Origin of the sequence: Winogradskyella luteola (assembly GCF_019203985.1) — a bacterium.
Classification (GTDB): domain Bacteria; phylum Bacteroidota; class Bacteroidia; order Flavobacteriales; family Flavobacteriaceae; genus Winogradskyella; species Winogradskyella luteola.
On the sequence record NZ_JAGSPD010000005.1, the window covers coordinates 212,213 to 226,136 of the forward strand.

Annotated in this window: 14 protein-coding genes; 13 read left to right on the plus strand and 1 reads right to left on the minus strand. The window is 34.1% G+C overall.

The genetic code is table 11. The features are described 5' to 3' along the window. Positions 1–4 precede the first annotated feature (4 nt). Genes KCG49_RS08090 through KCG49_RS08100 form a run of 3 tightly spaced genes read left to right on the plus strand, consistent with a single transcriptional unit; the run spans position 5 to position 3,817 of the window. The gene (locus KCG49_RS08090; RefSeq protein ID WP_218545708.1) at positions 5–1,192 is read left to right on the plus strand and encodes a phosphoglycerate kinase; all 1,188 of its coding nucleotides are present in this window, start codon (positions 5–7) and stop codon (positions 1,190–1,192) included. Between the two features lie 60 nt (positions 1,193–1,252). Beyond that, positions 1,253–2,812 (plus strand): LysM peptidoglycan-binding domain-containing protein, encoded by a 1,560-nt coding sequence (locus KCG49_RS08095; protein WP_218545709.1) that lies wholly within the window; start codon positions 1,253–1,255, stop codon positions 2,810–2,812. Positions 2,813–2,836: 24 nt separating this feature from the next. Then, positions 2,837–3,817 (plus strand): DUF4837 family protein, encoded by a 981-nt coding sequence (locus KCG49_RS08100; RefSeq protein ID WP_218545711.1) that lies wholly within the window; start codon positions 2,837–2,839, stop codon positions 3,815–3,817. Positions 3,818–3,865: 48 nt separating this feature from the next. On the opposite strand, the gene tatA is transcribed toward KCG49_RS08100, so the two are convergent. Continuing rightward, positions 3,866–4,051, minus strand: a complete 186-nt coding sequence (tatA, locus tag KCG49_RS08105) for a twin-arginine translocase TatA/TatE family subunit (protein ID WP_218545712.1) — start codon at positions 4,049–4,051, stop codon at positions 3,866–3,868. Positions 4,052–4,164: 113 nt separating this feature from the next. On the opposite strand from tatA, the gene KCG49_RS08110 reads away from it, so the two are divergent. Genes KCG49_RS08110 through KCG49_RS08155 form a run of 10 tightly spaced genes read left to right on the plus strand, consistent with a single transcriptional unit; the run spans position 4,165 to position 13,924 of the window. Further along, on the plus strand, positions 4,165–5,034 hold the full coding sequence (locus KCG49_RS08110) for a M23 family metallopeptidase (protein ID WP_218545714.1): 870 nt from the start codon (positions 4,165–4,167) through the stop codon (positions 5,032–5,034). After that, positions 5,034–6,536 carry a GH3 auxin-responsive promoter family protein gene (locus KCG49_RS08115; protein WP_218545715.1) on the plus strand — a complete coding sequence of 501 codons (1,503 nt, stop codon included), beginning with the start codon at positions 5,034–5,036 and terminating at the stop codon, positions 6,534–6,536. Before KCG49_RS08110 ends, KCG49_RS08115 begins: the two co-directional genes overlap by 1 nt. 27 nt (positions 6,537–6,563) lie before the next feature. Beyond that, complete coding sequence (locus KCG49_RS08120) at positions 6,564–8,255, plus strand: DUF6909 family protein (protein ID WP_218545716.1); 1,692 nt, start codon at positions 6,564–6,566, stop codon at positions 8,253–8,255. A gap of 3 nt (positions 8,256–8,258) precedes the next feature. After that, positions 8,259–9,317, plus strand: a complete 1,059-nt coding sequence (locus KCG49_RS08125) for a hypothetical protein (protein ID WP_218545717.1) — start codon at positions 8,259–8,261, stop codon at positions 9,315–9,317. Continuing rightward, positions 9,304–10,359 carry a dTDP-glucose 4,6-dehydratase gene (gene rfbB / locus KCG49_RS08130; protein WP_218545718.1) on the plus strand — a complete coding sequence of 352 codons (1,056 nt, stop codon included), beginning with the start codon at positions 9,304–9,306 and terminating at the stop codon, positions 10,357–10,359. Before KCG49_RS08125 ends, rfbB begins: the two co-directional genes overlap by 14 nt. Positions 10,360–10,361: 2 nt before the next feature. Next, complete coding sequence (rfbA, locus tag KCG49_RS08135) at positions 10,362–11,237, plus strand: glucose-1-phosphate thymidylyltransferase RfbA (RefSeq protein WP_218545719.1); 876 nt, start codon at positions 10,362–10,364, stop codon at positions 11,235–11,237. After that, complete coding sequence (gene rfbC / locus KCG49_RS08140; protein WP_218545720.1) at positions 11,227–11,772, plus strand: dTDP-4-dehydrorhamnose 3,5-epimerase; 546 nt, start codon at positions 11,227–11,229, stop codon at positions 11,770–11,772. The genes rfbA and rfbC overlap by 11 nt, the downstream gene beginning before the upstream one ends. After that, positions 11,769–12,626, plus strand: coding sequence for a dTDP-4-dehydrorhamnose reductase (rfbD, locus tag KCG49_RS08145; protein ID WP_369680354.1), 858 nt, complete (start codon positions 11,769–11,771; stop codon positions 12,624–12,626). Before rfbC ends, rfbD begins: the two co-directional genes overlap by 4 nt. Positions 12,627–12,656: 30 nt before the next feature. Further along, positions 12,657–13,463 carry a 3'(2'),5'-bisphosphate nucleotidase CysQ gene (gene cysQ, locus KCG49_RS08150; protein ID WP_218545721.1) on the plus strand — a complete coding sequence of 269 codons (807 nt, stop codon included), beginning with the start codon at positions 12,657–12,659 and terminating at the stop codon, positions 13,461–13,463. A 5-nt stretch (positions 13,464–13,468) separates the two neighbouring features. Then, positions 13,469–13,924: a DUF2061 domain-containing protein gene (locus KCG49_RS08155; RefSeq protein WP_218545723.1), complete on the plus strand. Its 456-nt coding sequence runs from the start codon at positions 13,469–13,471 to the stop codon at positions 13,922–13,924.

Genomic DNA, 13,924 nt, shown 5'->3' on the forward strand with positions numbered 1-13,924 from the left:
ATAGATGAAAACACTAAACGATTTCAATTTCAATAATAAAAAAGCCTTAATCCGAGTAGATTTCAATGTACCGCTAAACGCTAATTTTGAAGTAACAGATGCGACAAGAATAGTGTCTGCAAAACCAACGATTATTAAAATTCTCGAAGATGGCGGAAGCTGTGTATTGATGTCACATTTGGGAAGACCAAAAGGCATTCAGGAAGAATTTTCTTTGAAACATATTGTACCAAAAATTGAAGATGTTTTAGGTGTTGAGGTAAAGTTTGCCAGTAATTGTGTAGGAGAAGAAGCTGAAGAAAAAGCAAATGCTTTACAGCCGGGCGAAATATTGTTATTAGAGAATCTACGCTTTCATGAAGAAGAAAAGAAAGGCGATAAAAATTTTGCTCAGCAACTCTCAAAGCTAGGTGATATCTATGTTAATGATGCTTTCGGAACTGCGCACAGAGCACATGCATCTACAACTATAGTTGCACAATTTTTTCCTGAAGCAAAATGTTTTGGGCATTTATTGGCTAAAGAAATTGAGAGCATAAAGAAAGTATTGGAAGATGGAGAAAAACCTGTTTTAGCAGTGCTTGGTGGTGCGAAAGTGTCTTCAAAAATCACTGTGATCGAAAATATATTAGACAAAGTTGACCATCTTATTATTGGTGGTGGGATGACCTTCACCTTTATTAAAGCACAAGGTGGAAAAATAGGAGATTCCATCTGTGAAGATGATAAAATGGAATTAGCTCTAGATATTATAAAACAGGCCGAAGCTAAAAATGTGAAAATTCACCTGCCAGTAGATGTTGTTGCAGCTGATGCTTTTAGTAACGATGCCAATACACAAGTTGTGGATGTAAACCAAATCCCCGATGGATGGCAAGGTCTCGATGCAGGACCAAAGTCTTTAGAAAATTTTGATGCTGTTGTTAATCAATGTAAAACCATACTTTGGAATGGACCGCTTGGTGTTTTTGAAATGGAAAGCTTCGCAAAAGGAACCGTTGCTTTAGGAGATTCAATTGCAAACTCAACTAAAAATGGAGCATTTTCTCTTGTTGGTGGAGGTGACTCGGTTGCGGCCGTTAAGCAGTTTGGTTTTGAAAACAAAGTGAGTTACGTCAGTACAGGTGGAGGTGCAATGCTAGAAAGCTTGGAAGGAAAGACTTTACCGGGAATTGCCGCAATTTTAGACTAAATCTCTAAAAAGCACTATTTTAGACCCTTGAGCGTTTAAATAAATATCAAATTAATATTTATGAGAATTAAGACAGTATTATCTGCATTAGTTTATATAACTGTGTGCTTTGGGTATTCTCAAACTAAAACAGATACTATTGTAAAACCTGTCCCTGAAACAAAAAAAGTTAATGGCTCGCCTATTGATGGCAAATCTGTGGTTGATAGTAAAACAATTCCTGCTGAATTAGATTCTTTAGGTATCAAAAACTTAGAAGATTTGCCAGAAGCTGCAGAATTAGATCAAAAATGGTTAGGTGAACTGTACAGTAACTCCCTTTTTGACACGATTTACAAATCAGTTACTGAATTAACTTATGAGCCTGTCGATTATCCAGAGTTAACTACCGATACACTTAAAGCTAGGTTAAAACGTCTAAATGCCAAGACCCCTTTTAATGTAGAATATAATCCGTCATTAGAAAGTGTTATAAAACGGTATTTAAAGTATAGAAGAAAATCTATGGAAAAACTTATGGGATTGAGTCATTTCTATTTCCCAATGTTTGAGGCCGAATTTGACAATTACAATATTCCGCTTGAGATGAAGTATTTATCGATTGTAGAGTCTGCATTAAAACCTAGAGCACGATCTAGAGTAGGTGCCACAGGATTATGGCAATTTATGTTTACTACTGGGAAAGAATACAAATTAGATGTAAGTAGTTATGTGGATGAACGAAGCGACCCCATAAAATCAACTACAGCTGCCGCACAATATCTGTCACGATTATATAAAATATTTGGTGACTGGGATTTGGCATTAGCAGCTTATAATTCTGGTCCAGGAAATGTAAATAAAGCCATAAGACGCTCGGGAGGTTATCAAAACTATTGGAATATTAGGCAAAATTTACCAAGAGAAACTGCAGGATATGTACCCGCTTTTTTGGCCACTATGTATATTTTTGAATTCGCTGAAGAACACGGCTTTAAACCAGAACGACCACCTTTTCAGCATATACAAACCGATACTATCCATGTAAAGCAAATGATTACCTTAGATCAGGTAGCAGAAACTACTGGCGTAAATATTGAGGAGCTTCAGTTTTTAAACCCTTCATACAAATTAGATATTATACCAAAAGTAGATGGAAAAACCTATGTCTTACGATTGCCTAGAGAAGCTGTAGGTATATTTACTACAAATGAAGATAAAATTTATGCCTTTGCAAAAGCTGAATTTGATAAGCGCGAAAAACCACTACCGCAACTTTTTAATGCAGATACTAAAGTTAGGTATCGTGTTAGAAGCGGTGATTATCTGGGGAAGATTGCAAGACGGTACGGAGTGCGTGTTAGCCAGATAAAACGCTGGAACGGACTAAGAAGCAATAACCTTAAAATTGGTCAACGTCTTACCATTTACCCAAGAACCCCTAGTGCTACATCACAGACTAAAACAGTAAAAAAAACGGTTAATTCTAAAGGCAAACAGACCTATAAAGTAAAGTCTGGGGACTCGCTATGGAGTATTGCTCAAAAATTTTCTGGAGTTTCTGTTCAAAATATCAAAGATTGGAACGATATTAGTGGTAATAAACTCAAAATAGGAATGACACTTATTGTGTCTCAATAAATAATACCAACAAAACTTATACTCATGAGAGCTTTATACACCACAATCTTATGCATGCTATTGCTGGCATGTGGGGATAGTAAAAAAGAAGATAATCAAACGTATTTACCCGAATCTAACGGAAAACTCAATCATATTTCTGTTGTAGTTGACAACATTTTGTGGGAAAACAGTGTGGGTGAATCCATCAGAACTATTTTTGCCGCACCTTTAACAGGTTTGCCTGTAGATGAACCTATGTTCAATTTAAAACAAATTCCCCCACAAGTTTTTGATGGTTTTACAACACGAAGTAGAATTATACTTAAAATTGAAAAAGGCGCAGAAGAATCTACAGTGAAAATTGCCAACCAAGCTTTTGCAAAACCGCAGACCGTAGTCATAGTAAGTGGAAAAACAAACCAAGACATTATAAACCAACTAACTGAAAATAAGGTAAAAATTATTGATGCCTTTAATAAAGAAGAAGTTAAGGAAAAACAAAAACGCATAAACAAATCATTATTAGATGTTAGCGAAATAGAAAAGCGTATGGGTGTTTCGGTCAACGTTCCTTCGGTATACAGAATCTCTAAAGCAGAGGATAAATTTTTCTGGGTGAGAAAAAACTTGAGCAGTACCAAAACTATTGAGTTAATGCTTTACGAAGTGCCAATGGAAACCATTTCAAAAGAAGATAGCACTATTGTCGATATTGTGAACATGCGTAACAAGATTACAAAAACAAAGATTCCTGGTGAAGATGGCATATATATGGCCGTTGAGGATGCTTACGCCCCAGGTTTATTCAATACCATTATAGATAACAAACCAGCTTACGAAGTGAGAGGACTTTGGGAAATGGTGGGTTACACCATGGCTGGGCCATTTATTACCTATGCCATAGAGGATAAAGTTAACAACCGCTATGTTATAGCAGATGGTTATATCTATGCGCCATCATTAGACAAAAGAGATTTTGTTTTTGAACTGGAATCTATAATAAAATCGATAACTATTAAATAGAAAAAGCCAACATTTAATGTTGGCTTTTTTATCTTAACTAAAGAAATATTATTTTTCTTTTTCTTTATTATCTGTGGAATCGTCTTTACTTGCGTCTTTAAATTCTTTGATGCCGCTTCCTAATCCTCTCATTAATTCAGGGATTTTTTTACCTCCAAAAAGTAATAAAATGGCAATTACAATTAGAATTATTTGAGGTGCGCCAATTGCTAATGGAACAATGCTTAAAGTCATAATTAAAAATTTAGACTACAAAGTTAGTAATTATAGTTTAATTATAACGTTACAAATCTAACTTTAGCACTTTACAGTAGTGCTATTTCACTATTTTAATTAATTTTGTTTTGATGGCGAAAAAGAAAAAAAAAGAAAAGAAATTTGCGAAAAAACTTCTGCATAAGTATCGTTTGGTTATCCTTAACGAAGATACTTTTGAAGAGCGCTTTGCTATTAAACTCACTCGCCTTAATGTCTTTGTATTAACATCTTTATCCGCAATTTTGTTGGTGTTTTTCACCATTCTATTGATAGCTTTTACACCTTTACGAGAATATATCCCAGGGTATTCTTCTTCAAAACTTAAAAAAGAAGCTTCGATATTAAATTACAAAACCGATTCCCTTGTTCAAGAATTAGAACTAAATAAACGCTATTATGCCTCAATAAGAAAGGTTTTAACGGGCGACGTTGCTACGGTAGATTTTGATAGAGACTCGTTAATCAAAGCTGCCCAAAGCGATATTGATATTCTTCAGGTTACCACAAATAAAGAAGACTCCTTGCTAAGAGAAAAAGTAGAAAAAGAAGATAAATATAATTTGTTTGAAGCGTCAACGAATCAAAATAGTTTTGTGTTATTTCCACCAGTTAACGGAACCATTTCAGAAGCCTACAATATTGAAGAAAAACACTTCGCGGTTGATGTTGTCGTCGCAGCAAACACACCAGTTAAGGCTACCGCCAATGGTACTGTTATTTTTGCTGAGTGGACTGTAGAGACAGGTTATGTAATTATTATAGAGCACAATCAAGAACTGATATCTGTTTACAAACACAATTCCGCCATTACAAAATACCAAGGAGATTTAGTAAAAGCGGGTGAAGTTATTGCAATGTCTGGCAGTACAGGCGAGTTAAGTACAGGGCCACATCTTCATTTTGAGCTTTGGAGTAAGGGCTATCCTGTAAATCCAACTAACTTTATTGATTTTCAGTAATGCCATCAGTTAAAGCAGCACTATCTAAACCATTTGCCAAATACGTTGCAAAGCGCATTAAGAAATGGGCTTCAAAACCTATTGAAACCCAAGAAAAAGTATTTCAAAATTTAATTTCTGAAGCAAAACATACCGTTTTTGGGAAAGACCATAACTTTAATGAGATTAAGACCTATGAAGATTTTAAATCCCAAGTTCCGATAAGGGATTATGAAGAGTTGAAACCTTACGTAGAGCGAGTTGTGGCAGGAGAAGAAAACATTCTTTGGAGGGGAAAGCCCATTTATTTTGCGAAAACATCTGGTACAACGTCTGGCGCAAAGTATATTCCCATAACCAAGGAAAGTATGCCAACACATGTAGAAGCGGCGAGAAATGCTATTTTAATGTACATCTATGAAACAGGACATTCAAAATTTGTTGATGGTAAAATGATTTTTCTACAGGGAAGTCCGATACTGGAAGAAAAAAACGGAATTAAACTTGGTCGATTATCGGGGATCGTAGCACATTATGTACCTAAATATCTTCAAAAAAACAGAATGCCAAGTCTCGACACCAATTGTATTGAAGATTGGGAAACCAAGGTAGACGCTATCGTAGAAGAGACTATCAATGAAGATATGACCATCATTTCTGGGATTCCGTCTTGGGTACAGATGTATTTTGAGAAACTTATTGAAAAAGCAGATAAAAAAGTTGGTGATATTTTCAACAATTTCAACCTGTTCATCTTTGGGGGTGTTAATTATGAACCCTATCGTGCAAAATTTGAAAATCTCATTGGTAGAAAAGTAGATAGTATAGAATTGTATCCGGCAAGCGAAGGTTTCTTTGCCTTTCAAGATAAACAAGATGAAAAAGGGATGCTGCTGCAGTTAAACTCTGGTATTTTTTACGAGTTTGTTGAAGCGGACCATTTTTTTGAAGCGCATCCCAAACGCATCACGATTAAAGATGTAAAGGTAGGCGTAAATTATGTAATGATTATTTCAACCACAGCAGGACTTTGGGCTTATAACATTGGCGACACAATACAATTTACATCATTGAGTCCTTATCGCGTCATTGTGAGTGGTCGGATTAAGCATTTTATTTCGGCATTTGGGGAACATGTTATTGGCAAAGAAGTAGAACAAGCACTAAAAGAAGCAACAGAAAATACGTCTATTGCTGTTAACGAGTTTACAGTAGCACCACAAATTAATCCCGAAAAAGGGTTACCATATCACGAGTGGTTTATTGAATTTGAAAAAGAGCCAGAAAATGAGCTAGAATTTATTCAAAAATTAGAGCAATCGCTTCAATCGCAAAACAGTTATTATTTAGATTTAATAGAGGGAAAAGTCTTAAAACCCTTGAGGATTACTAGAGTTAAGAAGGATGGATTTCATAATTACATGAAATCCATCGGAAAATTAGGAGGACAAAATAAGATACCCAGACTATCTAATGATAGAAAAATTGCCGATAAAATACACGAACTACAATTAACTAAATAAAGCTATATTTGCAGGTTAAAATAGCATATGAGCACAACCAAGAGAAGACATAAAAGAACTAGAGCACAAGAAAGTTCTAATGCTATAGAACGCATGTATATAACTATGCGTCACTTGTTTAATCGTGGATTCTATAAACCAATGGGAGTTTCGGGAGAGACTTTACGTGAGGCATTGCTCTTATTAAGACCAGAAATTTATGGCTCAATAGCCGAAGAAAAAGCGGAGCTCGAAGGCTTACTTTATGTTATTGACCGCTTGCCTCAAGGCATAGAAGAGTGTACATTTATAAACTTAACAAGTGACGAGGGATATGCCAATTCACATTTTAAACCTATAATTCCACCAAAACGACGACGTAATTGCTATCGTATTGATGATGAGCAAATGAACATTGAGATTACTAGGGGACGATCTGAAATTTATGATATTCTAACCCACCTTACCTTTCTATTTGTAGAGTCTCATAAAATAAGCAAACGTATTATTATTAATGAGGAAGGCGCAACAGTTAGAGACTGGCAGAAGTTGGAAAACGCTGTAAGCTCAACAAAAAAACTGACTCAGAAAGAACGAGAAATAGCAATAACCCATACTGCAAATATTTTAGGAAGGACCTTTAACGAATTAACTGAAGCTTATCCAAAATTTGCTACTGATAATCAACCTGAGCGACTACTTCATATTGTGTATTGGCTAGGTAAGTTAGCCATTGAAGAAGTCGTAAACGGAAACAAAAGGACAATAACATTCAGTCCAGTTCTAAGAGAGCGTTTAGGTCATCATATTCATGGTGAAATATGGGCAGACAACATAAAAGCTGTTTTGCATAAGAATGGACTATTGGAGCGTCCAATTCATATTATCAGTGCTAATATGCACAGCGTGATGAATTCTATTTTTGCAAAAGGCACATTAAAGGGAGCTGAGGCTAAAAAAGATATTTTCGAGGTTTTTGAAACATTGAGTAATTCAAAAAATGGAGCATTACGCAATAAAGTAGAAAAATCAGCGTTGCAAAACGGAATGCTGTATATTAAAGATGCCTCTGGCACCAACATAGACGTTCAGGTTTTTGATACAGACAGTATAGATTTTACTAAAACAGATTTCGAATATAATCAGTCTAGCAAGGACGATAAAGCAGTTATTTTTGTTATGGATTATGCTTTTGGTGAACAGGCTTATGAGACCTTAGATGAGTTTTTAAAGCCAATAAAAGCGGATGGCAAGAAAGTGCATTTAGACGTGAGATCCATTTCAATAATGGGAAAAGCAGGTATTCTAGAAGGAGGTAAAGGAGACGTTATGATTCCTTCAGCACATATTTTTGAAGGTACTGCAGATAATTATCCATTTAAAAACGAACTAAGTAAAAACGATTTGCTAGATTGCGGAGTTGATGTTTTTGAAGGCACAATGGTTACTGTTTTGGGTACATCACTTCAAAATAAAGAGATTTTAAAATTCTTTAAGAACTCCACATGGAATGTCATTGGTTTGGAAATGGAAGGGGCGCATTATCAAAAGGCAATCCAAGCGGCATCAAAAGTGAGAGGTAGCATTAACGAAGATGTAAAAGTAAGATATGCATACTATGCTAGTGACAACCCTTTAGAAACGGGTAGCACATTAGCATCTGGGGGTTTAGGAGCTTCAGGTGTTAAACCGACATACGTTATAACAAAAAAGATACTGGAACAAATATTTAATTCATAAAATATGAGTGATAAATTACCTAATTCGCAACCTAATGACGAAATCGATTTGGTGCAATTATTCAAATATATTGGTAAAGCATTTGAAATGTTTTTTAGATTCATTGCCAACATTTTTAAAACTATATTTTCGGCTTTTGTTTATTCCTTAAAGCCATTAGTGAATAATTTTAAGATTGTGTCAATTACAATTATGATTGCAGCTGTTACTGGAGTAATAATAGATAGTTATAAACCTTCAGTTTACATGTCTGATATGTTAGTAAAACCTTATTTTGAATCAAAATATCAATTAGCAAATGACATTGACTATTTTAACGCTCTTATTTCCTCTAATAACCATTCTGAGTTAGCAAATAAATTTCAAATTGACACAACTGATGCCAAGGAGCTTATAGGCTTTGAAATAGAAATTGGGCCAGAAACCCAAAACGATTTGATTATTCAATACGATGAATATATTAGTTCAATAGATAGCACTCTTGCTATTGATATCACATATGATGATTACGTGCTTAATAGAGATATATTAGCGGGCAAGGTTTTTTCAATAATTGCTAAATCTCATAAAAAAGATATCTTTAAAAGCTTAGAGAAAGGGTTCATAAACACTTTTGAAAACGATTATTCAAAGAAATTAAAAAGATTAAGAGACTCTGCTTTATACTCAGAAAAACTATCCTACCAGAAAGAGTTAATGAATATAGATAGCTTGCAAAATTTATACTTGAATGTTCTTAAAACTGAATCTGAAAACGGCAAGTTAAATTTAGGGTCTGGCACATTGTTTCCTTTAATTCAAGAAAAAACACAGACTCGAGAATATGATTTATTTCAAGAAGAACTTAAAATTAGGGGTAAGTTAAGAGTTTTAGATGAAAAACTGATAGTTGAAAGTGATTATTATGATATTTTATCTGGTTTTGAGGAGGTAGGTACCAAAGAGTCAAATATACAAAATAAGTCCTCGATAATTTTTCCAATTTTAGCATTAGCACTTTTAGTCCTTGCATTTATTTTCTTGAAAGTTTTTAAATTTATTAGAGACTATGAACATAAATAAGAGAGTATTAATTACTGGAGGTGCAGGTTTTATTGGTTCTCATTTGGTTCGCTTGTTCTCCAATAAATATGAAGATTATCATATATATAATATAGATACACTTACATATGCTGGGAACTTAGAAAACCTAAAAGATGTTGAACTTAGACCCAACTATACGTTCATTAAAGGTAACATAACGGATGAGGCTTTTATAGGCAAAATTTTTGAAGACTATGAGTTTACGCATGTTATACACTTAGCAGCAGAATCACATGTGGATCGTTCTATTGAAGACCCGTTTGCGTTTGTAAAAACAAATGTCATTGGTACGGTAGTGTTGCTAAATGCTTTTAGGAATTTGTGGAAAAATAATTTTAAAGATAAACTGTTTTATCATATAAGCACAGATGAAGTGTATGGAAGCTTAGGGGTATCGGGGTTATTTACAGAAACAACACCTTATGACCCTAATTCGCCCTATTCTGCATCAAAAGCAAGTTCTGATCATTTTGTTAGAGCATATGGGGAGACTTATAGGTTACCATATGTGATAACTAATTGTTCCAATAACTATGGACAAAACCAATTCCCAGAAAAATTGATTCCATTATTTATCAATAATATTTTAAACAACAAGCCTTTACCCGTATATGGTGATGGCAATTATACAAGAGACTGGCTTTACGTTAAAGACCATGCTATTGCTATAGATATGGTTTTTCATAATGGAAAGGTTGCTGAGACTTATAATATTGGGGGATTTAATGAATGGAAAAATATAGACCTTGTTAGGTTGTTGTGTAAGCAAATGGATGATAGATTGGGTAAAGCACCAGGCAGTTCAGAAAAACTCATAACGTTTGTAAAAGATAGACCAGGTCATGACCTAAGATATGCAATTGACGCAAATAAAATAAAGCAAGAACTTGGGTGGTCTCCTTCTGTAACCTTTGAAGAAGGTCTAAAAGAAACAATAGATTGGTATTTGAGCAATGAACAATGGCTTAAAAATGTAACAACAGGCCAATACCAATCATACTACAAAAAGCAATATAGCTAACCATGAAAGGAATAATTTTAGCTGGTGGATCGGGCACCAGACTACACCCCTTAACATTAACCATAAGCAAGCAGTTAATGCCTATTTATGATAAGCCCATGATATATTACCCTCTATCTACATTAATGTATGCAGGTATAAGAGAGGTTCTAATAATTTCAACACCTAAAGACCTACCCTTGTTTAAAGATCTTTTAGGTAATGGCGAAAAGTATGGATGTAATTTTAGTTATGCAGTACAGCATGCCCCTAAAGGATTGGCTGAAGCATTTTTAATAGGGGAGAAATTTATAGGCTCAGATAAAGTAGCCCTAATATTAGGGGATAATATTTTTTATGGATCTGGTTTGGCAAGATTACTACAAAGTAATAATAACCCCAATGGAGGAATCATTTATGCGTATAGAGTTCATGACCCTGAACGTTATGGAGTTGTAGAATTTGATATTAATGGAAATGCGATATCCATAGAAGAAAAGCCAAAAACACCAAAATCTAATTACGCCGTACCAGGAGTATATTTTTATGACAACTCAGTGGTAGAGATAGCCAAAAACATTAAACCTAGTAAAAGAGGGGAGTTAGAGATTACGGATGTTAATAAAGAATTTTTAAAACTAGGCAAGTTAAGCGTTAGCATTTTAGATAGGGGAACAGCTTGGTTAGACACAGGAACTTTTGATTCATTAATGCAAGCTTCTCAATTCGTTGAGGTTATTGAGAATAGGCAAGGGCTAAAAATAGGATCTATAGAGGCAGCAGCATTTGAGATGAATTATATCAACGAAGAAGAATTTAAAAACTTAGCAAAGCCTTTACTAAAAAGTGGTTACGGCAAAAATTTATTAGGTTTATTGAAACAAAAAAATGATAATTAAGCATACAAAAATAAAAGATTGCATAATAATTGAACCTAAAACATTTATAGACAAAAGAGGTTATTTCTTTGAAAGTTATAACAAGCAACTCTTTGATTTAAATATAGGTTATAGTGTAGATTTTGTACAAGATAACGAATCATACTCTTCTAAAAATGTTTTAAGAGGCTTACATTTTCAAAAAGGTGAACATGCCCAAGCTAAATTAGTTAGAGTAGTTAAAGGGGAAGTGCTTGATGTAGCAGTAGATTTAAGGGCAAGTTCAGAAACGTATGGCGCATATGTTTCCGTTATCTTATCTGAAGAGAACAAAAGACAATTATTTGTTCCAAGAGGTTTTGCACATGGTTTTTTGGTATTATCAGATACGGCTATTTTTTCATATAAATGCGATAATTATTATAACAAAAATTCAGAGGGCGGCATAATTTATAATGACCCTGCATTAAACATAGATTGGGAAATTTCTGAAAAGGAATTAATCATTTCTGAAAAAGACTTGGAGCTACCTAAGTTTAATACTATTGTACTATGATGAATGTATTGGTGACTGGAGGTATGGGGCAATTAGCAAAAAGTATAAAAGATATAGAAGCGAAATACCCCAATATAAAATTGCATTTCAAATCTTCTACAGAATTAGATATAACAAAAAAAGACACTGTAAAAACAATTTTTAATAATCAAACATTTGATTATTGTATTAATTGTGCTGCTTATACAGCTGTTGATAATGCCGAAAAGGATAGCGATTCTGCATACAAGGTAAATGAACTTGGAGTAAAAAATTTAGCAAAAGAATGTCACATTGATAAGGTGATATTAATTCATATCTCTACAGATTTTGTTTTTGGAGGTAGTGGCCCTATTGCATATACAGAGAAAGATGAAACCAACCCTCAAAATGTTTATGGTTTTTCAAAACTAAAAGGTGAATTGGCTATAGAAAAAAGCATGAATCAGTATTTTATTTTAAGAACTTCATGGTTATATTCCGAGCATAATAAGAATTTCATGAAAACCATGATTAAATTGGCCTCCGATAGGCAAAATTTAAATGTTGTGGATGATCAGATAGGGACACCAACTTATACGAAAGATTTAGCTGAAGTAATCTTTAAAATTATTGATACTAAACATGATAATTATGGTACATATCATTATAGTAATGAGGGTATTGCTAGCTGGTATGATTTTGCATATTCTATTTTTGATGAGATAAATTCTGATATTAAATTGCTCCCCATAAAAACCATAGACTACCCAACCCCAGCTAAAAGGCCATTATTTAGTGTTTTAGATAAATCCAAGATTAAAGAAAACTTAAATATACATATCCCACATTGGCGATCTAGTTTAAGAGAAGCGATTTCTAACTTAAAACAATAATGACACTAATAAACAATATGATTTGCATATATGACAGGTACAATCAAAAATAACTTAAAAACAGCAATAAAAGCGTCTTTAAAAGCAGGTGAGGCTATAATGCATGTTTATGATATAGCTTTTAATGTGGAGTTCAAAGATGACAAGTCTCCATTGACTGAGGCAGACAGAGAAGCTAATGAAATTATCAACTCGTTTTTAAAGGAAACACCAATACCTATAATTAGTGAAGAAAACAAGCAGATAGATTATTCAATACGAAAAAACTGGAATATTTGCTGGATAGTCGATCCTGTGGATGGGACAAAAGAGTTTATTAAACGCAATGGTGAGTTTACCGTTAACATTGCTTTAGTTGAAAACGGAATGCCGCAACTCGGGGTAATCTATGTGCCAGCTACAAAGCACTTATATTTTGCTGATGTTACAAAAAAGCAAGCGTTTTCTGCTGAGTTATCGTCACATAATACAACAATCGAAGATGTAATGAACGCCTCTAAACCTCTTCAACCCAAGACCAAATCAAATGCTGTTGAGGTTGTGGGTAGCCGATCTCATATGAGTCAAGAGACTTTAGATTTTGTTGAAAGTCTAAAAAAATCAGGAAAGGAGGTAAGCATTGTTTCAAAAGGAAGTTCTTTAAAATTTTGTTTAGTTGCAGAAGGTAATGCCGATATCTACCCTAGATTTGCACCTACTATGGAATGGGATACTGCTGCAGGACAGGCCATTTGCAATGCCATTGGTATAGATGTTATCGCAGAAGACACAAAAGAAGTGCTTTTATACAACAAAGAAAACTTGCTCAATCCATGGTTTATAGTTTCTAAACGCTAAGAACTATGGCTAAGTACAAAACAGAATCCCACCTTAGAAGCCTTATAAAAGGAATATCGTGGCGTATTGTTGCTACTTCAGATACAATTTTGGTGGTGTTGCTAATCACTTGTTTAAGTGGTCAATGCAGTTTAGAAAATGCTGTTAAAATTGGTTCAATAGAGTTTTTGGTCAAGTTTTTAATCTATTATGTTCACGAAAGAATTTGGCAAAAAATACTCATAAACAAGGAAGTCACAAAAAAGCAAACACTTCAAAAAACAATATCATGGCGCATTATTGCAACGACAATGACATTCATAATATCTGGCGCAATTTTAGAAGCGTTTAACGAAATAGCATTATATATTGCTATTACAGAATTATTTACGAAATTCGTATTGTACTATCTACACGAAAGACTTTGGCTAAAATTACCCTTAGGTAGAATTAGACAATTTTTTTTCGGTAAAAAAAGATAA